The sequence below is a fragment of the Frankia sp. AgPm24 genome, assembly GCF_023243055.1.
Classification (GTDB): domain Bacteria; phylum Actinomycetota; class Actinomycetes; order Frankiales; family Frankiaceae; genus Frankia; species Frankia umida.
Window position 1 is genome coordinate 40,332 of sequence record NZ_JALKFW010000215.1, and the last position, 24,325, is coordinate 64,656.

Genomic DNA, 24,325 nt, shown 5'->3' on the forward strand with positions numbered 1-24,325 from the left:
CCCGAGTGCACAGTTGTGTGCCCCTCTCGCGTGCTTTGTGGTGACCTGGTGGCTCCGATGAGAGGATCACGACCAGGCGAGTGCGACCGTGGGGTCGGTGAGCATGGCACCGATGTCCGCGAGTACCGCGGCACCGAGGCGTCCGTCCACGATCCGATGGTCGAAGGACAGCGCGAGCTGCACCACCGTACGCGCGGTGACCTGCCCCTCGTGCACCCAGGGAGTCGGGCGGATCGAGCCGAGCGCCAGAATCGCGGCCTCGGGCGGGTTGAGAATCGGTGTGCCGATGTCGACACCAAGCGCCCCCACATTGGTGATGGTGATGGTCGCGCCGCGCAGCCGGGCCGGCTCCAGCCGATCGGCGCGGGCGTCCGCGGTCAGGGTGGCCAGCGCCTGGGCGAGACCGGCCAGGTCAAGCCGATCGGCCGCCGGAATGTGCGGCACCACGAGACCCCGCGGCCCGGCCACGGCGATACCCAGGTTCACCTGTTCGGCCACCCGGATCTCCGCCCGTCCGTCACCGGCGTCCGCCACCCAGCGGGAATTGATCATCGGATGCCGTCGGACGGCGATCAGCAGGGCACGGGCGACGAACAGCAACGGCGTGATCCGGACCCCGGTGAACTCCGGCAGCGCCGCGATCCGCTCCCGTGCCGCCATCGTCTCGGTGGCATCCGCGCTCAGGAACTCGGTGACGTGCGGCGCCGCCGCGACACTGGCGACCATCGCCTGCGCCATCGCGCGGCGCACCCCGACCACCGGCACCCGCCAGCCACCGAGGCCCTCCGCACCGCCGTCGGCGCCCAGATAGGTCGCGTCCGCCGGGATCGCCCCCGCCCGCCCCGGTACCAGCCCTGGCCCCGGCGCTGACCCTGGCAGCGGTGTCGCGGACAGCGGCGTTTCCGGCCCCGGGATGCCCACCGCCGCCGGGCCGGTCGTCGGCCAGACGGGCGGGTTCGCGACCGGGAGCGCGCGGGCCGCGACGCGCATCGCGGCCTCGATGTCGCTGCGCCGGATCGTCCCGTTGGGCCCGGTGCCAACCAGCGTGGTGAGGTCGACGCCGAGGTCCCGGGCCAGCTTGCGCACGGGCGGCTTGGCCAGCACCGCGCCGACCGTCCGACCGTCCGCGGCCGCCCGCGTGAGCGCCGGTGACCGTGCTGGCTCGGAGGACCGTGCTGGCTCGGAGGACCGTGCTGGCTCGGAGGACCGTGCTGGCTCGGAGGACTGTGCCGGTTCGGAGGACTGGGCTGGCTCGGAGGACTGGGCCGGTGGTTGTGCCGCCGCGGGCGTGGGGGTGGGCTCGCCCGCCGGGACGGGCCGCCGCCGAGGGCTCCGTCGGCGTTGTTGATGCGTCCGCGGCCCATAGCCGACCAGAACCGGGGTGCGTTCGTCCTCGGCCGGGCCCCCGTCGGCACCGGCCTCCCCCTCGGGCGCGCCTGCCGTCGCGGCGGCGCCATCGCGGTCAGAGGTGCCATCCAGGTCAGAGGTGCCGTCGCCGTCCGCGGTGCGGACGGTCAGCAGCGGGGCGCCGACGGCGAGGGTGACACCCTCCTCGACGTGCCGTTCGACGAGGACGCCGGCGAAGGGGCTGGGGATCTCGACGACCGCCTTCGCGGTCTCCACCTCCACGAGCGGCTGGTTCACCGTGACGGCGTCACCGGCCTGCACGAGCCAGCGGACGATGTCCGCGTCGGTGAGTCCCTCACCGAGATCGGGAAGCCGGAACTGTCGCTGTGCCACGAGGATCCCCAGTTCAGAACGCGAAGGAGCGGTCGACGGCATCGAGGATGCGGTCGACGTCCGGCAGGTAGTGGTCCTCGATGCGGGCCGGCGGATACGGGGTGTCGAAACCGGTCACCCGCAGCACCGGGGCCTCCAGCGAGTAGAACGCCGCCTCGGTGACCCGGGCCGCGACCTCCGCGGAGACCGACACGTTCGACGGCGCCTCGTGCACGACCACCAGCCGTCCGGTGCGGCGCACCGACTCGAGCACCGGGCCCAGGTCCAGCGGCGACAGCGAACGCAGGTCGATGACCTCCAGTGACCGGTCGTCGTCCGCGGCGCTCACCTCGGCCGCGTCCAGACAGGTCCGCACGGTCGGGCCGTAGCCGACGAGCGTGGCATCGGTGCCGGCGCGCACGACGACACTGCGATGCAGCCCCACCGCCGCGCCCGCCGCGTCGACCGCGTCCACCGAACCCGTCACCAGGTCGGGGAGGGGACGCGGGTCGACCAGCGCCTTCTCCCAGTAGCGCCGCTTGGGCTCCAGGAAGATCACCGGATCGTCGGAGCGGATCGCCTGCTGGATCATGTGGTGCGCGTCGTGCGGGTTCGAGCAGGCGACCACCTTCAGTCCGGCGGTATGGCAGAAGTACGCTTCCGGTGACTCACTGTGATGTTCGACCGCACCGATGCCACCGCCGAACGGGATGCGGATCGTCACCGGCAGCCGGATGCGCCCCGCCGACCGGTAGTGCAGCTTCGCCAGCTGGCTGACGATCTGGTCGAACGCCGGGTAGACGAAACCGTCGAACTGGATCTCGCAGACCGGCCGGTAGCCGCGCATGGCCAGTCCGATCGCGGTCCCGACGATCGCAGACTCGGCCAGCGGGGTGTCGATGACCCGGGCCTCGCCGAACTCCCGTTGCAGACCGTCGGTCACCCGGAAGACCCCACCGAGCGTGCCGACGTCCTCACCCATCACGATGACCTTGGGGTCCGCCGCCATCGCCGCGTGCAGGCCGAGATTGAGCGCCTTGGCCAGCGTGATCGGAGCCGGTTGCGCGCTACCGCTCGCCGGTCCGGTCCGCGTCTCGCTGGTCCGCGTCTCGCCGGTCCGCGTCTCGCCGGTCCGCGTCTCGCCGGTCCGTGCCTCGCTGGTCCGCGTCTCGCTGGCCCGGGCCACTTCCTGGGTCGCCAGGCCGTTCGTCGCCGCGCCGTTCGTCGCCAACTCTCCTGTCACCACGTTGCCCCGCTCCCACGCCGCTCGCCCGCCACGACCGTTCCCTCCCTCGCCCCGACACCACTGCCATCCGCGCCAGCTCCGCCACCCGCGACGTCTCTGCCGTCCGCGCTGCCGGCGCGGGCCGCGACGAAGGCCGCGCGCTGCGCCGTCACCAGAGCATTGTCGGTGACCTGGACATGGTCGAACAGCATCGCCGGATCCGGGTCGGGCAACGCGCGACAACGTACGCGCAGGTCATGCGCCAACGCGTCGGCCTCCAACGCGAGGCGCTGCTCCCGCTGTTCGTCGAGGTGGCCGGCGGCGACGAGGTGGGTGCGCAGCCGGTCCAGCGGGTCGAGTCGGCGCCATCGTTCGAGCTGCTCGCTGGCCTGGTAGCGGGTCGGATCGTCGGCGGTGGTGTGCGCGCCCATCCGGTAGGTGAGCGCCTCGACCAGCACCGGTCCGCGGCCGGCCCGCGCCGTCGCCAGGGCCCATCGGGTGACGGCGAGGCAGGCCAGCACGTCGTTGCCGTCCACCCGGACGCTGGGGAAACCGAAACCGGATGCCCGATGGAAGATCTTGGTGCGGCTCTGTCGCCGGGCCGGCTCGGAGATCGCCCACTGGTTGTTCTGGCAGAAGAACACCAGCGGCGCGCCGAACACACCCGCCCAGCCGAACGCCTCGTTGACATCGCCCTCGCTGGACGCCCCGTCGCCGAAGTAGACGATCGCCGCACCGGCGCTGTGATCGCGGGACATCCCCATCGCGTAGCCGGCGGCGTGCAGCGTCTGCGCGCCGACGACGATCGAGTACAGGGCGAACCCGTGCTCGTCGGGATCCCAGCCACCCAGGCTCGTCCCCCGGAAGATCCCCAGGATCGCGGCCGGGTCCACCCCGCGACACCAGGCCACGCCATGCTCGCGGTAGGACGGGAAGGCCATGTCGTGGGTGCCCAGCGCCCGCCCGGAGCCGACCTGGGCCGCCTCCTGCCCGCGCAGGCTCGCCCACAGGCCCAGCTCACCCTGACGCTGGAGGCTGGTCGCCTCCTCGTCGAACCGGCGGACCAGCACCATGTCCCGGTAGAAGCCGACCAGATCGGCCGGGGTGAGGTCGGCGACCAGCGCCGGCAGGTCCAGATCGACGGCGCTCGGCTCACCGATCTCGGGACGTGGATCGGACGCCGCGACGTCGACCGGCGGGTCATCCGCCGCGGGTGACATCGCCTCGGATGCCACAGTGATCCGTCGACCACCCGGGGTGAGTAGCTGCATGAGCTCCGTCACACTGAGCAACGATAGACCCTGCTGGCCGGCTGGCAACCCGATCGGCCCGTCCGCTCGGATCCGCGTGTCCGCAACGGGCCCGAGCCCCGGGAGGACCTGCCACGGGACGGGGAGCTCGGTACGGTGGCGCGGTGACGACTGCGCAGGACGCGACCCGCCCGTCGGCCCGCCGTGATCTCGGAAAGGTCGGGATCTGGAGCGGCCAGTTCGACTTCTCGCCGGCCGGTGTGGTCCGCGAGGCGATCACGGAGCTCGACGAACTCGGCTACCCCACCCTGTGGACGGGTGAGGTCAAGGGCCGCGAGGTGCTGGTCACCGCGAGCCTGGCGCTGGCCGCCACCAGCCAGATCACGATCGCCACCGGCATCGCCCAGATCCTGGCGCGCAACCCGCTGACGATGACCGCGGCCCAGCTGGCCCTCACCGAGGCCTTCCCCGACCGCTTCCTGCTGGGCCTGGGTGTCTCGCACGCGGAGCTGATGCACATCCGCGGTGCCGCCTACACCCGGCCGCTGTCCCAGATGGCCGCCTACCTCGACGAGATGGACCGGATGGCGGCCGAGCAGTACCGTGCCGTCCCCCCGGCAGCCGCCCCGCCGCGGGTGCTCGCCGCGCTCGGCCCGAAGATGCTCGGCCTCGCCCGCGACCGCGCCGACGGCGCCCACACCTACTTCGTCCCACCCGAGCACACCGCCGCGGCCCGCGCGATCCTCGGCCCCGACAAACTGCTCATCCCCGAGCAGGCGTTCGTGCTGCACACCGATCCGGGGCAGGCGCGCGAACTCGCCCGTCGGCACACCGGCTCCTACCTGCGGCTGCCGAACTACACCACGAACCTGCGTCGCTTCGGCTTCGACGACGACGACCTCGCCGGCACCGGCTCCGACCGGCTGGTCGACACGATCGTCGCCTGGGGCGACGCAGACGCCCTGCTCGGACGGATCAAGGAGCACCTCGACGCCGGCGCCGACCAGGTGGCCGTCCAGGTCCTCGACTTCGACCGCCGTGGGCTGCCCCGCCGCCAGTGGCGCGAGCTCGCCCCCGCCCTGCTCACCCCGTGATCCCGACCCGGGCCGCGCTGGTTCGGGCGGCGCTGGCTCGGGCCGCACCGGTTCGGGCGGCCGTGGCCGGGGCGGTCGGGCTGGTCATCATGCTGACGGCCTGCTCGCTGCCGTACGGCGACACCGACGATCCGGTGACGCCGACCCCGACCCCCGGCACCTCGGCCGGTGCCGCGGGCCAGGCGACGTCCACCCCCACGGCCGGCGCCACCCCGGTCGGCAACGGCCCACGCCGGCCGACCGGGACACCGGTCACGATCGCCTTCGGCGGGGACATCCACTTCGCCGGCTCGTCCGGCCAGCGTCTGGCCGCCGATCCGGCGACCGCGGTCGGCCCGATGTCGGCCACCCTGTCCGCCGCCGACCTCGCGATCGCGAACCTGGAGACCGCCGTCACCGACCGCGGCACCGCGGCGCCGAAGGAGTTCACCTTCCGCGCCCCCGCCACCGCCTTCGACGCCGTGCGCGCCGCCGGCATCGACGTCGTGAACATGGCCAACAACCACGGTATGGACTACGGCGAGGTCGGCCTGCGCGACTCGCTGGCGGCCGCCTCCGCCGCCCACTACCCGGTGATCGGCATCGGCCTGGACGACACCAGCGCCTTCACCCCGTACCGGACGACGATCAAAGGCCAGCGGATCACGGTCATCGGCGCCACCCAGGTCCTCGATGACCAGCTGGCCGCCGCCTGGACCGCAGGTCCCGGCAAACCCGGCCTCGCCTCGGCGAAACAGGTCGACAGGCTGGTCGCCGCCGTCCGCGCCGCCCGGGCGTCGACCGACACACTGATCGTGTTCCTGCACTGGGGTGTCGAGCAGCAGCAGTGCCCCGGTGACGCCCAACGCGCCCTCGAGCCGCTGCTGACCGCCGCCGGCGCCGACATCGTCGTCGGCAGCCACGCCCATGTGCTCCTCGGCGGCGGCTGGGCCAGCGACGGCGCCTACGTCGACTACGGCCTGGGGAACTTCGTCTTCTACGCCTCCGGTGGCGGCCGCAACACCGAATCCGGGGTGCTCCGGCTGACCGCGGCCGGTCGCGCCGTCACCGACGCCACCTGGGTACCCGCCCGCATCTCCGGCGGCGCCCCCCGTCCCCTCACCGGCACCGCCGCCACCCAGGCCCTCGCCAGCTGGAACGCCCTACGCCCCTGCACCGGCCTGTCCGCCAGCCCACCGTGACACCCAGCCCACCGTGACACCCAGCCCACCGTCCGCTCCGCGACCGCGCCTCGCCGCCCGCCCCATCGCGGGGGCGGCGTCAGGCGGAGGATTCGGCCGCCAGCGCGCAGCTGGCACAGGTGCCGTAGATCTCCACGGTGTGGGCGACGTCGACGAACCCCTCGGCCGCCGCGACCGCCTCCGTCCACTGTTCGATCTCAGGCCCGGCGATCTCCACCGTCCGACCGCAGGACCGGCAGACCAGGTGGTGATGGTGCGCCTCGGTGGCGCAGCGCCGGTAGACGGTCTCGCCGTCGTCGCGGCGCAGCATGTCGACCTCACCCCGGTCGACCAGCACCTGCAGATGGCGGTAGACGGTGGTCAGCCCCACCGCCGTCCCCTGCGCGCGCAGCCGGGCATGCAGATCCTGGGCGCTGGTGAAGGCATCGGTCTCGGCGAGCGCGGCGCAGACGGCGTCACCCTGACGGGTCGCCCGCACAGTGGTGCCTCGTCCGGGCGCCCCACGGCGGCGGGACGGCCCGCTACTGCCCTCTTCGGCGATGTGCACCGGCGCTCCCTCAGCCATTTTCCCCTATCTTCGTGCATGGATTGGCCAACTGTCGCGTTCCACCGGCCGATGTGGGGCATCGGCCCGCGCCGTGGCCGGGCAGCGACGTAGACCGTACAGAGTTCCGGTGAGTTCGAAGGCCTGGCTGGACGTCGTGCACCAGCCGTCCCGGCGCAGCTGGGCGAGCGCCGCCGGGGCGCCCCGGCGGTCGTAGGCAAGCACGAACACCAGCACCCCACCACCGGACGGAGGCCGCCGACCCCGCACCACGGCGGCCACATCCCCCGAGCCAAGGACCCCCGCCCGACTGGCAGCACCGCCCGCACCGCCCGCGCCGGTACCGCCGCCGATCGTGGTCAGAAAGATCGTCGCGGACCGCGGGACGCGCTGGGCGCGCGTTCCGCCGGTGTCATCGCTGAGTTCCATGCCGTACAGCCACCCGGCCCGTGCGAGCCGGCCACCGACGATCACCGTGTCGCCGGGCCGGTACTGCGCCCGAGCCGCGACGGTCACCGCCACCATCGCGTCGATCGGACGGACGGCCCCACGCTCACGCCACAACTGGCCGAGTCCCCCCGAGGCGCTCACCGGCGTCGCCACCACCCCGGCCAGGCACACGACGATCGCCGCGACCATGGCCGCGCGCACGGGCAGAGCCCGAGGGCCGATCCGGGCCGCGCCGTCATGCTGCCGGTCCAGGCTGTCGTGTCGGTCCAGGCTGTCGTGTCGGCCGGTGACGATCCGGCGGGCCGTGGCCAGCAGCTCGTCCGCACCGGCCGCGGCGACGATCACCAGCAGGGGGACGAGGAAGAGGTTCGTCCGGCAGGCACCGAACGGCCAGTACCGGGCGCCGCTGGCCGCCAGCACGAGCAACTCCGCACCGCCGAGCGCCTCCAGCAGCGTCGCGCCGCCCGGACGCCGCCACAGCACCCGCACCCCGACCAGGACGGCCGCCGTGGTCGCGGCGCCCAGCACCGTCGTCACCACGCGATGCCCCTCGACCAGGGAGTGCACCAGATTGGGGTCGTACCGGTCGATGCCGGGCGGGGTGCCACCGAGCGTCGCGAGCACCTGATCGGCGACGAAGCGCAGACCACCGACCACGCCACGTCCGGCCAGGAACTGGTCGTCCCAGAAGTGGCTCACCCGCTGCCCGGACTGGTGCCCGACGAAGAGTTTCACGTGGATCGCGGCGATGACCAGGGCGGGCGACGACCGCCAGGCGCCGCCGCGCTCCCGGCGGACGTCCCGGACGACCAGGGGCAGCAGCACGAACACCGCCGGCAGCGAGAGCAGCGTCAGCGCGCCGGCAAGCGTCCGGTTGCGCAGCCGGTGCCCGGACGCCGTCCACAGCGCCAGGACGGCGAGGGTGACGACCGCGTCCAGCACGTACGGCTTGAGCTGGGTGCCCGAGTCGACCACCGTGACACTGCCCGCGACCGCCACGGCGGCGCCGAGGGCCGCGACCACCCCGGTGAACCGGCGACTGGTCAGGTAGGTGCCCGCGGCCAGTACCGGCAGCCAGAGCGTCGCCCCGACCAGCCGCAGTGACCAGGCGTGCCAGCCCAGGACCTCCCCGGCGAGCCGAGTCAGCGCGATCGAGCCGAGCGAGGACGGTGCGTTCGCCACCTGGAGCTCTGACCAGAACGTGCCGGACGGCTCCCCCGCGAAGTGCGGCCGCCAGAGCTCGTCGTACCACAACGGTCGACCAATTCTGGTGTGCAGTGCGACGTCCACCCCGACCATGACGCCCGCCAGCACGAGCGCCAGCACGACGTCCCGTCGATGACGTTCAGCCGCGCGCACCGGCCGGCCGCGCCACGAGCCGTCGCTCCTGTCGGCCCTGGCGGCTCCCTCGGCCGCCTCGGGCCCCGTTCCACGGGATTCGTCCACAGGTTTTCCACAGAACACTCGATTCCTGTGGATGAAGCTGTGGATAACTCGGATGGCTCGTGGGCGGTGCGTCGCCGCCGAACCGCCTTCGAGGAGTGCTGCGCCCGGTGCCTCAGGTGACCGATCCGCGCCGGGAGATGACCGCGGCGAGTCCTGGCGCGGCAGGATCGTGGAGGCAGAAGCCGAGGTCGGGGGTGCGGCGGACAGCGAGGGCTTCGGCGCAGGGGAGCCGCCTTCGTTCACTCCCGGTTCACCTCCTGCTCGCTCCGCGACGGCCGTCGCACAGCGCGACGCGCAACGATCCGGGTGTTTCCGCCGGTCGTCGTGAATCCTGCCGGATCGCTCCCACGACACAGCGCTGCCCCCGACCCACGGTCACATCGCGTGACGGCATCCCGGGGTCCGACGGGCGTGCAGGGTGCACAGGGGCTGCCCCACGCCGACGGATCCTCGTCCGCGGCTGGTCGCGGGGCGTGGCGACGGCCGGGGGATGGTCAGCGCTGTTTGTAGTAGGCGAGGAAGCGGTCGATCCGGCCGACGGCGTCGGTGAGGTCGGCGACCGAGGGAAGGGTCACGATCCGGACGTGGTCGGGGCGCGGCCAGTTGAAGCCGGAGCCCTGCACCAGCAGGATGTTCTCCGCGGCCAGCAGGTCGAAGACGAACTGTTCGTCGTCGTCGATGGGGTAGACGTCCGGATCGAGGCGGGGGAAGGCGTAGAGGGCACCGCGCGGTGGCACGCAGGTCACCCCGGGGATGGCGCTCAGCAGCCGGATGACGGTGTCGCGCTGTTCACGCAGCCGCCCGCCGGGCAGCACGAGGTCGCCGGCTCCGCCGTCCTCCGTCAGCGCCGCGACCACGGCGTACTGGCCGGGGACGTTCGCGCACAGACGCATGTTCGCGAGGATGTTGAGGCCCTCGATGTACGAGGTGGCCCGCTCGCGTGGGCCGGACAGGACCATCCAGCCGGCGCGGAAGCCGGCGAGCCGGTAGGCCTTCGACAGGCCGTTGAAGGTCATGCACACGAGGTCGGGCGCCAGCGACGCGGTGGAGAGGTGCTCGACGTCGTCGTAGAGGATGCGGTCGTAGATCTCGTCGGAGAGCAGCATCAGCTCATGGCGGCGGGCGATCTCGATGATGCCCTCGAGCGTGGCCCGGTCGTAGACGGCACCGGTCGGGTTGTTCGGGTTGATCACCACGATGGCCCGGGTGCGCGGGGTGACCTTGCGGGCGATGTCGGCGAGGTCGGGCGCCCAGTCGGCGGACTCGTCGCACAGGTAGTGCACCGGCCGCCCACCACAGAGGCTGGCCACCGCCGTCCACAGGGGGTAGTCGGGCGCGGGCACGAGGACCTCGTCGCCGTTGTTGAGCAGCGCCTGCAACGACATCATGATCATCTCGGAGACGCCGTTGCCGAGGTACACGCTGTCCGGGCTGATCCCGCGGATGCCCTTGCGCAGGTGGTAGCGCACGACGGCCTCGCGCGCGGCGATCAGACCCTTGGAGTCGCTGTAGCCCTGGGCGTCCGCCAGGTGTGCCATGACGGCCTGGAGTACCTCCGGCGGTGCGGAGAAGCCGAACGGCGCGGGGTTGCCGATGTTCAGCTTGAGGATGCGCGCACCGGCCGCTTCCAACCGGGTCGCCTCGTCGAGGACCGGCCCGCGGACGTCGTAGCAGACGTCGGCGAGCTTGTCGGACTGGGAGAACTCCATCTACTAAGAGTAGGTGGGGCGTCCAACAGATTTCTCCTGGGCCGCCGGTCGCATCGCCGACTCACCCCTGGGGAGGGACCGCGCCACCAGGGAAACCGTGAAGAACGCCGCCACCGTCAGCACGATCGCCCCGCCCGCGGCCACGTTCCACTGCTCACTGACAGCAAGGCCGACCACCCCGGAGAGCACGCCGATCACCATCGCCACCGCGGTCATCGTCCCGGCGCCGGAGCACCACAGCCGGGCGGTGGCGGCCGGCCCGACGATCAGCGCCACCGCCATGATCGTGCCGACCGCCGGCAGCGACGTCACCACGGTCGCCTCGATCATCAGCAGCAGGACGAGATCCAGCGCCCGGACGGGGTAACCGGCGGCCGCGAGCGCACCCGGGTCGAACGCACCCAGCAGCAGCTCCTTGCGCAGCCCGGCGAGCAGCCCCAGGACGCACACCGTGGTCACCGCCGTGGCGACGATGTCGCTCGGGGAGACCGTGAGCACCGAGCCGACCAGAAACGCGGTCAGGTCACGGCTGAACCCGTTGCGGGTGGACATCAACGCGAGCCCCAGCGCGAAACCGCCGGCGAGCACGACCGCGGTGACGCTGCTCGTCTCCCGGCCGCGACCGGCCCCACGCGTCCCCGTCAGCACCGCGACGACCGCGACGACCAGCACACCGAACAGCCCCGCGCCGAGCACCAGCCCGATACCGAGCAGCGAGGCCAGCACCACCCCGGGGAAGGTCGCATGGGTCAGGGCCGTGGTGAGGAACGCCAGCCGCCGCAGCACCACCTGGACGCCCACCGCACCACACAGCACCCCGAGCAGCACGACCTCGAGCAACGCCCGCCGCACATAGCCGTCACCGAGCGAACCGAACAGCGTCATCGGGTCGCCGTCGCCGGCCGGGCCAGCGCGCGGTGGGCGACCCGGCCGAGCAGGGCCAGGGCGTAGCCGGCGACCAGCACCAGCACGATCGTCGCACCGGCGGACAGCCGCACCCCGTGGTCGATCGAGGCCGAGTAGCTGGCGGCCAGCCCCCACCAGGCGCCGAGCAGGCCAAGCCCCATCGCGACCGCGACGATGACGGGCAGCCGATCGGAGACCAGCCGGGCCGTCGCCGCGGGTACCACCAGCATGGCGATGACGAGCACCGTGCCGACCGCCTGCACGGCGGCGACCACCACCAGCGCGATCAGCATGTTCCCGACCAGGTCAAGCAGGGTGATCCGGTAGCCGGCGGCCCGGGCCCACTCGCGGTCGAACGCGCCGGCGAGCAGCGGGCGTCCGAGTGCGAGCAGGACCAGTACGGCGAGCACCGCCACCGCGGCGGTGACCAGGATGTCGGACCGGTCGATCGTCAGGATGTGGCCGAACAGGAACGCGGTGAGGTCGGCGGTGTAGGAGCGCTGCCGGGAGACCAGCACGACACCGAGGGCGAAGAACGAGGTCAGCAGCACGGCGAGGGTCGCGTCGTCGCTGACCCGGTCGGTCGAGGTGACCAGGGTGAACAGCCCGGCGGCGAGCACCGCGCAGACCAGCGCCCCGGGCACGATCCCGGACTGCCCGGACACCAGGAAACCGATCACCACACCGGGGAAGACCGTGTGGGTGATCGCGTCGGCCAGGAAGGCGAGGCGCCGTACCAGCACGTACACCCCGACCGCGCCGCACAGCGCACCGAGGATCAACCCCTCCACCAGCGCCCGAGCCATGTAGGGCGCGCCGAACGGCTCGATCAGCAGGTCGGTCATCACCGGGCCAGGATCAGGCCGTGATCGGCGAGTTCGAGGGCGGCGCCACCGTAGGCCTGGCGCAGCAGCGGCGGGGTGAGCACGTCGGCCGGCGGGCCGAAGGCGAACTGGCGCCGGTTGAGCAGGCAGACCCGATCGCAGGCCGACTGCGCGAGGGTCAGGTCATGTGTAGAGATGATCACTGCGGCGCCGCGGGCGGTCAGCTCCCGCACCGCGCCCAGCAGAGCCTCCTGGGAGACGACATCCACTCCGTTGAAGGGTTCGTCGAGCACCAGCACCGCCGGTTCGGACGCGATCGCCCGGGCCAGCAGCACCCGCTGGCGTTGCCCGCCCGAGAGCAGGCCGAACCGGTCGCGCGCGCGGTGCTCGAGGCCGACGGCGGCCAGCGCCGCCGCGGCGGCCGCCCGGTCGGCCCGGCCCGGCGGGCGCAGCCAGCCGATCCGCCGGTAGCGGCCCATCAGGACGACCTGGGCGACCGAGATCGGGAAGTTCGGGTCGAGCGTGTCCGCCTGGGGGACGTAGGCGACCTGGCGGCGGGCCTGCGCGGGCGGGCGGCCCAGCACGACGATCGAACCCGCCACGACCGGGACCAGGCCGAGCACGGCCTTGATCAGGCTGGACTTGCCGGCGCCGTTCGGCCCGACCAGCGCGACGATCTCACCGGGGCGCACCGTGCCGTTGACCTGCTCGACCGCCGGAAACCGATCGTAGGCGACGCTCGCGTGCGTGAAGACGATCGCGGCATCGTGGACCGGCGGTGGCATGCCGCTAATTGAAAACGGTTGTCGATGCCGGTGTCAAACGCGGCATACGCCAACACCACGGGTGTCGGACCTCGCGGCCCGCACCACCGGTGTCGAAGGATGGTCAGCCGGTCGCGTTCACCCGGCGTCGCGCCCGGCGCGTTCGAGCAGGCGGCGCAGCTCCCGGCCGAGCGAGCGTGGCTCACCGAGCGGCTCGTCGAACACGATCCGCACCGGATGCGCGCCGGTGGTGTCGACGCGCCACAGGTCCATGCCGTAACGGTCGAGGCCGCTGACGTACGCGCCGGCGATGTCCCCGCCGGGGGTGCGGCCGCCGCCGGCGAGCTGACACATCTGCTCGGCGTGGCGGGTGTTGAGATGATCGATCAGTTCGGGAGCGTACGCGTCGATGAGGTCCGGCTCGGCGAAGGCGTACGTCGCCAGGTCGATACGGCGACCCACCGCCCCGGTCGACCACCGTCGCACCCGCCCGGCCTGGTCGGCCGGCGGCAGGCACAGGACCACCTCGTCCACCGAGACGGCGAGCATCGCGAGCCCGTCGGCGACGGCGTCGATCGGGTCGACGGAGCGGCCCAGATCGGCGAGGCGACTCAGGATCTGGGCGGTGGTGCCGGGCACCACCCGCAACGTGCCGGTGAGGATCAGTCGCTCGCCGAAGTGCCCGGGCACATCCACCCAGCTGCGGCGCCCGCTCTGGGCCGCCTCGGCGATCCGCCCGTCGGCCCGGGCCATCAGCAGAGGCTCGCCGCCGTCGTCGATCATGCCCACCCAGCCGCGGGCCCGCTCGCAGGGCAGCGTGAGCAGTGCGGTGCGCCCGCTGGCGAGGACCGTGCGCGCCCGCTGGGCCAGTACGGTCATATCGTCGTCGCTGTTCACTGCGGTGACGGGGCCTGTCACGCCGATCGGGCTGTCCATGCTCACCAGACCGTCGACGCCGACGCCCTCGCCCACCGGGTCTTTCCCGCCCACTAGCGCCTCCATCACAACCCCCCGGCCATCAGGTTAGGCTTACTTAAGTCCTTGTTCGGCTGAGGGTCAAGTACCGCCGCGCCCCGTAGTGCCAGGGGTCGCGCGCATGTGGTCCCGCTGTCCGCGGTTCCCGGTCTGGGCCGACCGGAGTCCTCTCGGTGTCGCGCGGCTTCTAGGCTGTCCTGACGATGGATGTCTCGCCCTCGAGGAGGAGGTGCCGGTGATCTTCAGATTGGTCGGAGATGGTCGCCCGTACCCCGAGCACGGCCTTGGTCAGCGGGACTGGGCGGCCATACCCCCACGCCAGGTCCGGCTCGACCAGCTCGTCACGACGAAACGGGTGCTCGCGCTGGATGTCCTGCTGGACGAGGACTCGACCTTCTACGGCGACCTGTTCCCCCATGTGATCGAGTGGGGTGGGGCCCTCTACCTGGAGGACGGTCTGCACCGGGCCGTGCGGGCGGCGTTGCAGCAGCGCACGTCGATCCACGCCCGGGTGTACGTGCACACGGGTCCCCGGCTCGGCGACACGGCCCGGTCCTCGGTCGCCCGGTAGCCGCGAACGGCCGGTCCGCGGCGCCTCACGCCCCTCGCGGTGGTGTGAGGATGCTCACGTCACTGCGCCCGGTAGGAGACGTAGGCGTTGTCGCCGACCTTGGCGAACACGTAACGCGGGCAGCCGGATGACGGCTTGTAGGCCACGATCGGCCGCCACACGGGGGAGCGCATGACCATCTTCAGTCGTCCACCGGCCGTGGAGATCGCCGTGCCGGCGGTCACCTCCGGTCGATCCAGCCGCTCGTACCACCCACCGCAGTACCGGATCTCACCCGGCCGGGACGTCCAGGCCGGCGTGTGGAAAAACCACAGGAGGTAAGCCGTTCGCATCAGCAGGACGAGTACGGTAAGGATCAACAGCGACCGAATGGTGTTTCCCACTCGTCCGGGCGCGAGAATGGGGCTCACAGAAACGGCAGCCTACGGGTACCCCCGGGTTGTGTGACCATCCACCCTCACTGCGTCGCCGGTCAGCGGTCATCCGTGGTCGGAGCGTCAGTCTGGCCGCCACCCGGTGTCCGGGCAGTCCGGACGGTCAGCCGCGCAGATAGGCGAGGACGGCCAGGACCCGCCGATGGTCCGCGTTGCTCGGCTCCAGACCGAGTTTCGCGAAGACATTGGAGATGTGTTTCTCCACCGCCCCGCCGCTGACCACCAGATGCGTGGCGATGGCGGTGTTCGAACGCCCCTCGGCCATCAGCGTCAGCACCTCGCGTTCGCGCGGGGTGAGGGTGCGCAACGGGTCGTCGCGGCGGTTGCGCACGAGCAGCTGGGCGACGACCTCCGGATCCATGACGGTGCCACCGGCGGCCACCCGGCGCACCGCGTCGACGAACTCCCGCACGTCCGCGACCCGGTCCTTGAGCAGATAGCCGATGGCGCCGGCACCGTCGGCGAGCAGCTCGGCCGCGTACTGCCTCTCGACGTACTGGCTGAGCACCAGCACCGGCGAACCAGGCACCTCGCAGCGCGCGGTGATCGCCGCCCGCAGCCCCTCGTCCCGGTGGGACGGCGGCATCCGCACATCCACGACCGAGACGTCGGGTCGATGCTCCACCACCGCGGCGACCAGCCCGGGACCGTCGCCGACGGTCGCTACCACCTCGCATCCCGCGTCCGTGAGCAGCCGACGTAGACCTTCACGGAGCAGGACCGAATCCTCGGCGATGACAACTCGCACAGTCGGTGAGCGTACTGGGACGTCTGGCCGACACCGCGGGGTATGGCGGTCTGTCGGACCGGCATGGCAAGCTTGCTCCCTGTGGGGACGGGTTGGTCGGTGAACGGGGGCACGGCGCGCCTCGGTCGTGCCGCCGCGTTCGCCACCTCGTCGGTCAGCCTCGCCTGGGTCGCCCACGCGGTGGGCGGCGCCGGTCGTCCGGGCCTGGTCGTCACGGTCCTCGCCGTCGGGATACTCACCCGGCTCGCCTTCGGTCTCGCCGGTCGTGAGCGTGGGCTGCCGGCGTTGTCGTGCGGTGTCGCCGGTGCTCAGGTGGCACTGCACCTCGCGTTCGGGCTCGTGGCGCCGCACACCCACGCGGTCCAGCCCGCGCTGGGCGATCCGGCCACCGCGGCCGGGACGGCGGCGGCTGGCCTTGGCATGGCCGGGATGGACATGCCGGCGGCGGCGCACGCGGCCGGGCTGCCGGCGGCGCGGGCGGCCTGCCTCGGCCTGTTGAGCAGCCGGATGCTGCTCGCGCACGTGCTGGCGGCGCTGCTGGTCGCGGTCCTGCTGCGCCGCGCCGAGCGGGTGCTGTGGTGCGTCGGGAGCCTCGCGTCGGCGTCGCTGGCCCGCGGTCCGTTCGAGCGGATCGCCGGATGGTCGGTGGTGCTACTGGCCGGGGGAGTCCCGGCCCGCCCACCGGTCCTGCGCGCCGTCAGCCCCTGTCGGGCGCCCCGGGCGCACACCCGGCCGCTGGGGCGCGCCGCCCGCCGCCGTGGCCCGCCCCTGCCAGCCCTGCCGTAGGGGGCGAGAGCTTACCGGCGCCGGCCCGTCATGGCCGGCGCCGCACCCTGACCGCACCTGGCCGCGTCCAGTGGGGGCCGGCGTGTCACACCGGCATGTCCATCGGGTGGATGACGGCTGCGCGGGTGCGCTGTCCGGCCTTTCCCCTCCCTTCGGCGACGTCTCGGTCGCACCTTTTCCGGACTTCCGATCCCCGGGCACCGTCGTGTGCCGCGGGGACATTCGAGGGGTTTTCCATGCCTGCAGGTATTTTCCGGCCACGACGTCTCTCCCGGCTGGGTGTGCTGGCCGCGGTCGGCGCGGCCACGCTGGCCGTGGCGGTCACACCGGCCTCGGCGCACGTCTCCGTCGCGCCGGCGACGGCGGCTCCCGGCGCCTACACGACGCTGACGTTCAAGGTGCCCAACGAGCAGGACAGCGCCTCCACGACCAGCCTCGACGTCCAGTTCCCCAGCGAGGCTCCGATCGCCTCGGTCTCGGTGCAGCCGAAGGCCGGCTGGGACTACCGGATCACGAAGTCGAAGCCGGCGCGGCCGCTGCGCTCCGACGACGGCGCGGTCGACGAGGTGGTCAGCCGGATCACCTGGACCGTGGCGCAGGGCAGCCCCGGCATCCGGCCGGGGGAGTTCGACACGTTCAACGTGTCCGCCGGACCGCTGCCGACCACCGCCGGCCCGGTGGCGTTCAAGGCGTTGCAGACCTACTCCAACGGCGAGGTGGTGCGCTGGGTCCAGATCGCCGCGCCGGGCCAGCCCGAACCGGACCTCCCCGCCCCGACGATCACCATCACCGCCGCCTCGGCGCAGGGCACGGGCACGGCGGCGCCCGCCGACACCTCGAGCACCGGCGGCGACACACAGACCAGCACGGCGGCGGCCAGCGGTGGCGACAGTGACGACGGGACGGCCCGGGCGCTCGGCATCGCCGGTGTCGTGCTCGGGCTGATCGCCGTGGCACTGGCCGCGGTCTTCGCCGTCCGCACGTCACGGCGGCAGGCGTAGTCGTCCATGCGCAGGGTCGTGGTGGTGGTCATGGCGCTGGTCGCCCTGGCCACCACATCCATCGGCCTGGGCGTCGGAGTCGCCCCGGCGTCCGCCCATGCCCTGCTCACCGGCACCGATCCGCAGGGCGGCGCGGCGCTGTCCGCACCGCCCGCCCGGGTGACACTCTCCTTCAGCGAGTCGGTGCGGGTGGCGGGCGACTCGATCCGGGTCCTTGACCGGGCCGGTAACCGGGTTGATCTCGGCCATGCCCAGGGCGGCGCGAAGGCGTCCCAGGCGATGGTGGCGCTGCGCTCCGGGCTGCCGTCGGGTACCTACGTGGCGAGCTGGCGGGTGGTCTCCGCCGACAGCCATCCGGTGTCGGGCGCGTTCGCCTTCGGTGTCGGCGGCCCGCCGGACGCCGGCGCCGCGCGCGCCGAGGGCAGCACATCGGGCTCGGCCGCGGTCGGGTTCCTGTTCGGCGTGGCCCGGTTCGCCGGGTACATCGGCGTCGGTGTGCTGCTGGGCGGCTGCCTGTTCCTGCTGCTGCTGTGGCCGGCAGGGCTTCGGGCCGCCGCCAGCGGACGGTTGCTGGCCACGGCCTGGGGGCTGGCGGTCGCGGCGTCCGTCGGCCAGTTGCTGTTGCAGGGGCCGTACACGTCCGGTCGGGGGCTGGGTGCCCTCGCCGACTGGTCGAGGCTGTCGGCGACGCTGGACGAGCGTTTCGGCCATCTGCTGCTCATCCGGCTGCTCGCCCTGCTGCTGGCCGCGCCGCTGCTGCGTCAGGCGGCCCGGATGGGTCGGCCCGATCTGTGGCGACGCGGTGAACTGGCGGCGCTCGGCCTCGCGGTCGCGGTGAGTCTCGCCGCGATCGGGCACGGCGGTACCGGCGACCTGGTGGGTCTGTCGGTGGCGAGCCTCACGGTGCACGTCCTGGCGATGTCGGTCTGGCTCGGTGGGCTGGCCGTCATCGTGATCCTGCTGCGGACGGCCTCGGCGGCCGAGATCGGGGCGGTGCTGCCCCGGTGGTCCCGGCTCGCGATCGGTGCGGTCGTCGCGATCGTGCTCAGCGGACTCGTGCAGAGCTGGCGGGAGATCGGGTCGTTCGCGGCCATCGTCGACACCAGCTACGGCCGGCTGGTGCTCTACAAGGTCTGGTTCGTTCTGGGCATGCTGGGCGTCGCGGCCCTGGCCCAGCAGTGGGTGCGCCGCAACTACGGCTCCGCCCGGGCTCACCTCGCCGCGGCCGACGACGCCGGTCTCGGTACCGGCCAGGGCGACGGTGCGGCCCCGCGGGCCGACGGGCTGCCGGGGGCCGCGGCGCTGGCCGGGCTACGGCGGGGGGTCGTGGCCGAACTGGCGCTGGCCGCGGTGGTCCTCGGGCTCACGGCCAGCCTGGTCAACATGGTGCCGGCCCGGTCCAGCTACGCCCCGCCGTTCCACGGCAGCGCGTTCGCCGGGCCGATGACGGTGAAGGTGCGGATCGCCCCGACCCGGATCGGTCCGGAGTCCATCGACGTGTACGCCATCGCCGCGACCGGGAAACCGCAACGTCTGGTCGCCGCGCAGGCCCAGCTCTCGCTGCCGGCGAAGAACCTCGGACCGTTCACGGTGCCGTTGGACCTCGCCGAGACCGGGCACGCGCGCAGCGATGATCTTCAGGCTCCGCTGTCCGGTTCCTGGCAGCTGCGGCTGAGCCTGCGGCTCAACGACTTCGACGAGTACACGACCACCCTGGTCTACCGGGTGCGCTGACCTGGAACCTGATGCCGATCGCGGTGGGTCACACCGCGATCGGCGGCTGGACCCGGGCGGGGGAGGTCGGCGCCGCGGGAGTCGCCCCGGTGCCGGCGCCGCCCGTGCCCGACCCGGAGCCCGTCGACCCCGATCCGCCTGTGCCGCCGGACGACGGCGGTGCGGTGGTGGTCGCCGCGGCACCGCCGGAGCCGGTGCTGCCCGAGCCGGTGCTGCCCGAACCGGCGGGCGGGGTCGTCCCGGCAGCGGGTGTGCTCCCGGTGGTCGGGGTGCCCGGGGTCGGCGCGCCGGTGGTCGACCCGCCGCCGATGCCCGGGGTCGGGGGCTGGGTGCCGGTGCCGGTGGGGGTCGAGGTGCCGGGTGAGGGGGGCGCGCCGACGTCGCCGGGCGTCGTGGGGGTGGCTGGCGTCGGCCCGGTGGTGCCCGTCGGGGTGCCGCCGGCGGGGATTCCGACCGAGGTGGACGTCTTCGGCGTGGCCGTCGAGGTGGCCGTGCCGGGACTCGTGGTGGTGGGGGGACGAACCCCGTTCGACGTCGGCCCGGTCGGTGACGCCGGTGATGCCGGAGCCGAGCCGCCGGTATCACCGTTGCCCTGCGCGGAGACCGCGGGTGTGCGGCGGACGTCCCGCGCGACCGGCTCGATGACATGCGGCACCCGATGGCGTGCCGGGCCGGCCCCACTGGTGTAGGCGCCGGCGACCGTGGCCGCGGCGGTCGGCCTGTCACTGTCGGTGCGCCCGCCGGGTGCGGCGGGCGCGGCTGACGGCCGGGCGAAGGCCGGCGGCGTGGATGGGCTCACCACGGCGATCCGGCTCTCCGAGATGAGCTGCGGTTCGCTGGCGGGCCAGTTCATCGCCGCGGTGAGGCCGACGGCAGCGGCGGCCAGCACGGCGGCGGCTGCCATCGCGGGGCGGGTCCGCCACGGTGCGAGGGGTACGACGGTCGACGGGCCGGCGAACTCGGCGCCGTCCTCGTCCACCCGCATCAGCGGCAGGTCACGCTCCGGGGCCCGCTGCGCGGGTGGCCGTGCCGCCTCGATCGACGCCGGTTCGTACCGTGGGTGCGAGCCGGTCACCGCGGCGTCGCCGTCGGTCATGGCGGGGGTCTCGGCCGGTTCGTGACCGGCGGCCGGGGTGCTGTCCGCGGCCGGTGCGTGATGGTGGGCCGGTGTCACCATGGATCTACCGGCAGCCAGGAAGGCCGAGGCCTCGGCGGCCCGGCGGCTGGCCGCGGCCTCCGCGACGGTGGCCGCCCGGTCGAAGGTGCGGGCCAGGCCCACCCGCAGGCTCGCGGGGGCCGGCACGACCGCGCCGAGCAGCAACTCCTCCGGCGCGACCCCGTGCGGGACCGGGACACTGCGGGCCTGCGGGGAACCCGACCAGGCCAGGGCACTGCCGCGGGCCAGCTCGAGCAGCCAGGAGCGCAGCCGGGCCGGATCGCTCAGGGGGTTGAGTCGGGTGCGTGCGACCAGGGCGAAGGCTGTCCCGGCCGCGGCGCGGGCCACGGTCGGATCCCCCAGGATCAGCAGACACATGGAGAAGACATCGTCCGCGTAGAGATCGTAAAGGTCATCGAAGGCCAGTCGATCACCACTGCGGACACGGGCCACGAGGTCCGCGTCGTCGTCCATATTCTCGCGTCTCCCGGTGGACTAGCGGCGGGCCCGATCAGGGTGGACGACGCTCATGCTAGGAGGCAGCCCGCGGGAACAGGTGAACGTTGTGAGGATTTTGTTGTCGTCGATTCGACACCTGTTATCGCTTGACCACAAAAGGTGTCAGTGTTTTGGGATCTACGTGGCTTTTGTGCAACATGTGCACCCTGGGTGCGGGGGTGTGGCGACCAGCTATCCCGGGGAACTAGTCACAAGTGTGGCAAAAAAGTAGCCCATTGAGGAGATGGGTGATTTTACCTGACCGATCTGGCGCAGGTTGCTGTTCCGAACGGCATCGGCCATTCGTCACCCTGCGCCGAATCGCCCCACGATTAACCCGTCGTCGGTATGTCGGACGGCGAAGCGGGACGGACCGGGACGATCAGGACGTCGGTGGCTGCAGTGCCAGCTTCGCCGTGGTGGTCGCGGACTTGCCGTCCCGGGTGTACGTGACCTCGACGTCGTCCCCGATGCCATGCGAGCGCACGGCGGCGATCAGGGAGTCGACGTCGGGGATCGCCCGGTCACCGAGTTTGGTGATCACATCGCCGACGCGCAGGCCGGCGCTTTCCGCCGGACCGCCCGAGACCATTGTCCGAATCTGCGCGCCGGTACCGCTGGCCGCCGTCGACCGGGTGTTCTCGTCCGCGGTGGACGCGGCGACGCCGAGGTAGGGATGCTGCGCCCGACCCGCGGTGATGAGCTGGGTGGCGACCGATTCGGCGTAGTTACCGGGAATGGCGAAGCCGACGCCGATGTTGCCGGACTGCTGGGTACCCCCGAACGGGCTGCTCCCGCCGCCGACCGTCGCGATCGCGCTGTTCACGCCAATGATCTCGCCGCGGCTGTTCACCAGCGGACCGCCGGAGTTACCCGGGTTGATCGGGGCGTCGGTCTGGATCGCGTCCAGAACGGTGTTCTGCTGGTCGCGCACGGTCGAGTCGCCGGTGCGCACGGGACGGTGCACGGCGCTGACAATGCCGGAGGTCACCGTTCCGTTGAGACCGAGTGGGCTGCCGACCGCGACAACGAGTTCGCCGATGTTGAGCGAGTCGGAGTTACCGAAGGTAGCCGCGGTCAGCCCGGAGGCGTTGATCTTGATGATGGCGAGGTCGGAACTCGGGTCGGTGCCCACCACCTGGGCCGAGAAGGTGCGGCCGTCCTGGAGGGTGACCGTCAGGGTGCCACCGTCGGCCGCGCCCGACACGACATGGTTGTTCGTCAGGATGTGACCGTCCGCGCGGATGATCGTGCCGGAACCGGTACCGGACTCGCTGCTGGACTCCTCGGAGATCGTCACCACGCTCGGCAGGATCTTCTTCGCCGCCGCCGAGACGGTGTCCGACGCCGCGGGGGACGTGCCACCCTCGGTGGACGAACTGCGCTCCAGGCCGGCGGTGGTCACCACGGTGCTCCCACCGTCGTCGCCGGCCACCAGCGCCCCGACCGCCCCACCGACACCCGCCGATACCAGCGCGAGGGCGAGCCCCGCCGCCACCAGCCGGCGTCGGCGCAACGCCACCGTGCCACCCCGACCCTGCGGCCCCGACGGATCACCCATGGGGAGCTGCCCGGTCGGGGGATAGCCGCCACCCACCGGCGCCGCACCCCACTGACTGGTCCACGGCGCCCCGCCACCCGAACCGCCCGCCGGCGGCCCGTACAGCCCGCCGCCCGGCGCGCCCGGCCCGGCCGAGCCGCCCGGCGTCCCACCGGGAAGCGGAGCCGGCGGGCGAGAGCCGCCGGCTCCGGGGCTGGCGGGGCCGGCCGGTGATCCCCAGCCCCCCGTCGGCGGACCCGATGGGGGCGGGTAGGGAGCGCCGGGAGGTGGGGAGCTCTCCGCTGGGTGGTAGGGACCGGCCGGGTGCGGCTGTGCTGCCGGCGACCCGAACCCGTCAGCGGCGGGCGGGGCCCAGGGAGACGGCGAGTCGTGCCCGGCGCCGGACCCCTCCCGGCCGCCACCCGGCTGGGCTTCATCGGCGTTGTCGCTGAAGGGGGGACGCGGTGTCATGGTTGGCACTTTCCCTTGCGAGCCTGAGCGATACCTGAATGCCGACCAACGTTCGGGTTAGCGACCGTTCGCGGCGGGGCCGGCGGGCCCCGTCTCCGGACTGGTCGCGGAGTCAGGCGCCGCTGCGGCGTTCCGCCAGTAGATCACGGATTTCGGTCAGCAGCCGAGCCTCGTCCGTCAGGACGAGGTCCTCCTCCGGGGCCACCTGGCCACGAGCCCGACGCTCGGTGAGCGTCTTCAGTGGCAGGACGACGACGAAGTAGATCACGGCCGCCACCGACAGGAACGCGATGACGCTGTTGATGAACGCGCCGTAACGAAAGATGCTTCCGTTGATCTTGAAGGTCAGATCGGAGAAGTCCGGCTTGCCGAAGATCGCGGCTATCAGTGGCGTGAAGATGTTCGCCACCAGGGACGTGACCACCGCGGTGAACGCGGTGCCGACGACCACGGCGACGGCCAGGTCGACCACGTTCCCGCGCATCAGGAACTGTTTGAAGCCCTTCACTGTGCTCTCCCCCCAGGAGGTTGCTGCATTGTCCCTGCTTGCAGGGATGTCATGGGAGGATATCGACGCACGTTGGGGGGTATCCGGCGAGGTCCGCATGTCCCTGATGGGTTGTTGTCAACTAGGCGCGCGCAACGTCCTGGCAAATCCGTGGTACACCGGTGGGACGAACATATGCGTGCAGCGGCTCGGGATCGGAGGTCGTCTGGTGACGGACGGTGCGCGACGGGCCGGCTGGGAGGAGGATCAGCGCCCGCCTCCCCACCATCGCTCCAGTGGCGACGGCGCGCAGGGACGATCCCGTTCCCAGGGGCGGCCCGGCCAGTACGGCCCGACGGACGCGGGTCACGGCCCGGCCGACGCGGGCTACGGTCCTTCCCGGCCCGGCTATCCGGCTGATTCCGGTCAACCATCCCAGCCCGGCTATCCGCCGCGACCCGGTTATCCGGAGTCCGCCCGTGGCGCCGGCCCGGCTGGCGACGACGGTTACGGCCCGCCCGGCGCCCTGTACGGCCGCGGCCGCGGGCCCAACGGCTCCGGCAGCCCCGGGCCGGCCGCCTATCTGCCCGGCCCGGCCGCCGCGCCCGGATCCGCCGCTCCGGGGTCGCCCCCGCCCGGGTACGCGCCGGCGGGGCCACCCGCCTCGGTACCGTCCGCCCCGCCTGCGCCCGGCACGACGTCGATGCGTCGAGCCCTGGTTCCGCCCGTGGGTGGGCGGCACAGCGGAGCCACCGGCGGCCGCGGCGCCCCCCCGGCCGCCCGCGCCGCGGCGCGGGGGGGGGGGGGCCCCC

Annotated in this window: 21 protein-coding genes and 1 pseudogene; 7 read left to right on the top strand and 15 right to left on the bottom strand. The window is 72.7% G+C overall.

Features of this window, described 5'->3' with window-relative positions; all coding sequences use genetic code 11:
- Positions 1–66 precede the first annotated feature (66 nt).
- The 3 genes from MXD61_RS24485 to MXD61_RS24495 form a co-directional block, all read right to left on the bottom strand.
- Positions 67–1,740: a dihydrolipoamide acetyltransferase family protein gene (locus tag MXD61_RS24485; protein ID WP_248815766.1), complete on the bottom strand. Its 1,674-nt coding sequence runs from the start codon at positions 1,738–1,740 to the stop codon at positions 67–69.
- A 13-nt stretch (positions 1,741–1,753) separates the two neighbouring features.
- Positions 1,754–2,728, bottom strand: coding sequence for an alpha-ketoacid dehydrogenase subunit beta (locus MXD61_RS24490; protein WP_248815785.1), 975 nt, complete (start codon positions 2,726–2,728; stop codon positions 1,754–1,756).
- Between the two features lie 230 nt (positions 2,729–2,958).
- Positions 2,959–4,227: a thiamine pyrophosphate-dependent dehydrogenase E1 component subunit alpha gene (locus tag MXD61_RS24495; RefSeq protein ID WP_374629514.1), complete on the bottom strand. Its 1,269-nt coding sequence runs from the start codon at positions 4,225–4,227 to the stop codon at positions 2,959–2,961.
- Positions 4,228–4,358: 131 nt separating this feature from the next.
- Here MXD61_RS24495 and MXD61_RS24500 point away from each other — a divergent pair, with 131 nt between their 5' ends.
- Complete coding sequence (locus MXD61_RS24500) at positions 4,359–5,288, top strand: LLM class F420-dependent oxidoreductase (protein WP_248815767.1); 930 nt, start codon at positions 4,359–4,361, stop codon at positions 5,286–5,288.
- On the top strand, positions 5,285–6,469 hold the full coding sequence (locus MXD61_RS24505; protein ID WP_248815768.1) for a CapA family protein: 1,185 nt from the start codon (positions 5,285–5,287) through the stop codon (positions 6,467–6,469). Before MXD61_RS24500 ends, MXD61_RS24505 begins: the two co-directional genes overlap by 4 nt.
- Before the next feature lie 79 nt (positions 6,470–6,548).
- Here the strand turns inward: MXD61_RS24505 and MXD61_RS24510 are convergent, their stop codons facing one another.
- The 7 genes from MXD61_RS24510 to MXD61_RS24540 form a co-directional block, all read right to left on the bottom strand.
- The gene (locus MXD61_RS24510; protein ID WP_248815769.1) at positions 6,549–7,034 is read right to left on the bottom strand and encodes a Fur family transcriptional regulator; all 486 of its coding nucleotides are present in this window, start codon (positions 7,032–7,034) and stop codon (positions 6,549–6,551) included.
- Positions 7,035–7,040: 6 nt separating this feature from the next.
- Positions 7,041–8,789 (bottom strand): hypothetical protein, encoded by a 1,749-nt coding sequence (locus MXD61_RS24515; protein WP_248815770.1) that lies wholly within the window; start codon positions 8,787–8,789, stop codon positions 7,041–7,043.
- A gap of 614 nt (positions 8,790–9,403) precedes the next feature.
- A complete protein-coding gene (locus MXD61_RS24520; RefSeq protein ID WP_248815771.1) occupies positions 9,404–10,618 on the bottom strand; it encodes a pyridoxal phosphate-dependent aminotransferase in 1,215 nt (404 codons plus the stop codon).
- 3 nt (positions 10,619–10,621) lie between these two features.
- Positions 10,622–11,503, bottom strand: coding sequence for a metal ABC transporter permease (locus MXD61_RS24525; protein ID WP_248815772.1), 882 nt, complete (start codon positions 11,501–11,503; stop codon positions 10,622–10,624).
- Positions 11,500–12,369: a metal ABC transporter permease gene (locus MXD61_RS24530; RefSeq protein ID WP_163548012.1), complete on the bottom strand. Its 870-nt coding sequence runs from the start codon at positions 12,367–12,369 to the stop codon at positions 11,500–11,502. The genes MXD61_RS24525 and MXD61_RS24530 overlap by 4 nt, the downstream gene beginning before the upstream one ends.
- Entirely contained in the window at positions 12,369–13,133 is a 765-nt protein-coding gene (locus tag MXD61_RS24535; protein ID WP_163548013.1) for a metal ABC transporter ATP-binding protein, read from the bottom strand. The genes MXD61_RS24530 and MXD61_RS24535 overlap by 1 nt, the downstream gene beginning before the upstream one ends.
- A 117-nt stretch (positions 13,134–13,250) precedes the next feature.
- The gene (locus MXD61_RS24540) at positions 13,251–14,084 is read right to left on the bottom strand and encodes a DUF2470 domain-containing protein (RefSeq protein ID WP_308222837.1); all 834 of its coding nucleotides are present in this window, start codon (positions 14,082–14,084) and stop codon (positions 13,251–13,253) included.
- Between the two features lie 238 nt (positions 14,085–14,322).
- On the opposite strand from MXD61_RS24540, the gene MXD61_RS24545 reads away from it, so the two are divergent.
- A complete protein-coding gene (locus MXD61_RS24545) occupies positions 14,323–14,658 on the top strand; it encodes a type II toxin-antitoxin system VapB family antitoxin (protein WP_248815773.1) in 336 nt (111 codons plus the stop codon).
- Between the two features lie 59 nt (positions 14,659–14,717).
- On the opposite strand, the gene MXD61_RS28580 is transcribed toward MXD61_RS24545, so the two are convergent.
- Together MXD61_RS28580 and MXD61_RS24555 are read right to left on the bottom strand one after the other, a co-directional pair.
- Complete coding sequence (locus MXD61_RS28580) at positions 14,718–14,882, bottom strand: hypothetical protein (protein ID WP_308222838.1); 165 nt, start codon at positions 14,880–14,882, stop codon at positions 14,718–14,720.
- A gap of 313 nt (positions 14,883–15,195) precedes the next feature.
- A complete protein-coding gene (locus tag MXD61_RS24555; RefSeq protein WP_248815775.1) occupies positions 15,196–15,840 on the bottom strand; it encodes a response regulator transcription factor in 645 nt (214 codons plus the stop codon).
- Positions 15,841–15,939: 99 nt separating this feature from the next.
- On the opposite strand from MXD61_RS24555, the gene MXD61_RS24560 reads away from it, so the two are divergent.
- From MXD61_RS24560 to MXD61_RS24570, 3 genes are all read left to right on the top strand, one after another.
- On the top strand, positions 15,940–16,626 hold the full coding sequence (locus tag MXD61_RS24560) for a hypothetical protein (protein WP_248815776.1): 687 nt from the start codon (positions 15,940–15,942) through the stop codon (positions 16,624–16,626).
- A 236-nt stretch (positions 16,627–16,862) separates the two neighbouring features.
- A complete protein-coding gene (locus tag MXD61_RS24565) occupies positions 16,863–17,627 on the top strand; it encodes a YcnI family protein (RefSeq protein ID WP_248815777.1) in 765 nt (254 codons plus the stop codon).
- A 6-nt stretch (positions 17,628–17,633) separates the two neighbouring features.
- Complete coding sequence (locus tag MXD61_RS24570) at positions 17,634–19,361, top strand: copper resistance CopC/CopD family protein (protein ID WP_248815778.1); 1,728 nt, start codon at positions 17,634–17,636, stop codon at positions 19,359–19,361.
- 28 nt (positions 19,362–19,389) lie between these two features.
- Here MXD61_RS24570 and MXD61_RS24575 read toward each other — a convergent pair whose 3' ends face one another.
- The 3 genes from MXD61_RS24575 to mscL form a co-directional block, all read right to left on the bottom strand.
- Positions 19,390–20,991, bottom strand: a complete 1,602-nt coding sequence (locus MXD61_RS24575) for an RNA polymerase subunit sigma-24 (RefSeq protein WP_248815788.1) — start codon at positions 20,989–20,991, stop codon at positions 19,390–19,392.
- Between the two features lie 406 nt (positions 20,992–21,397).
- The gene (locus MXD61_RS24580) at positions 21,398–22,576 is read right to left on the bottom strand and encodes a S1C family serine protease (RefSeq protein WP_374629511.1); all 1,179 of its coding nucleotides are present in this window, start codon (positions 22,574–22,576) and stop codon (positions 21,398–21,400) included.
- 562 nt (positions 22,577–23,138) lie between these two features.
- On the bottom strand, positions 23,139–23,534 hold the full coding sequence (mscL, locus tag MXD61_RS24585; RefSeq protein ID WP_248815780.1) for a large conductance mechanosensitive channel protein MscL: 396 nt from the start codon (positions 23,532–23,534) through the stop codon (positions 23,139–23,141).
- 208 nt (positions 23,535–23,742) lie between these two features.
- Between mscL and MXD61_RS24590 the strand changes: the two are divergent.
- Positions 23,743–24,325: pseudogene (locus MXD61_RS24590) on the top strand (hypothetical protein); the annotation flags it as partial.

Bases quoted from the DNA above. Each gene is read 5' to 3' on its own strand.
- MXD61_RS24525 (WP_248815772.1), bottom strand. From the start codon at position 11,503: ATGACGCTGTTCGGTTCGCTCGGTGACGGCTATGTGCGGCGGGCGTTG.
- MXD61_RS24510 (WP_248815769.1), bottom strand. From the start codon at position 7,034: ATGGCTGAGGGAGCGCCGGTGCACATCGCCGAAGAGGGCAGTAGCGGG.
- MXD61_RS24575 (WP_248815788.1), bottom strand. From the start codon at position 20,991: ATGGACGACGACGCGGACCTCGTGGCCCGTGTCCGCAGTGGTGATCGA.
- MXD61_RS24520 (WP_248815771.1), bottom strand. From the start codon at position 10,618: ATGGAGTTCTCCCAGTCCGACAAGCTCGCCGACGTCTGCTACGACGTC.
- MXD61_RS24580 (WP_374629511.1), bottom strand. From the start codon at position 22,576: ATGGGTGATCCGTCGGGGCCGCAGGGTCGGGGTGGCACGGTGGCGTTG.
- MXD61_RS24570 (WP_248815778.1), top strand. From the start codon at position 17,634: ATGCGCAGGGTCGTGGTGGTGGTCATGGCGCTGGTCGCCCTGGCCACC.
- MXD61_RS24535 (WP_163548013.1), bottom strand. From the start codon at position 13,133: ATGCCACCGCCGGTCCACGATGCCGCGATCGTCTTCACGCACGCGAGC.
- MXD61_RS24490 (WP_248815785.1), bottom strand. From the start codon at position 2,728: ATGGCGGCGGACCCCAAGGTCATCGTGATGGGTGAGGACGTCGGCACG.
- MXD61_RS24530 (WP_163548012.1), bottom strand. From the start codon at position 12,369: ATGACCGACCTGCTGATCGAGCCGTTCGGCGCGCCCTACATGGCTCGG.
- MXD61_RS24565 (WP_248815777.1), top strand. From the start codon at position 16,863: ATGCCTGCAGGTATTTTCCGGCCACGACGTCTCTCCCGGCTGGGTGTG.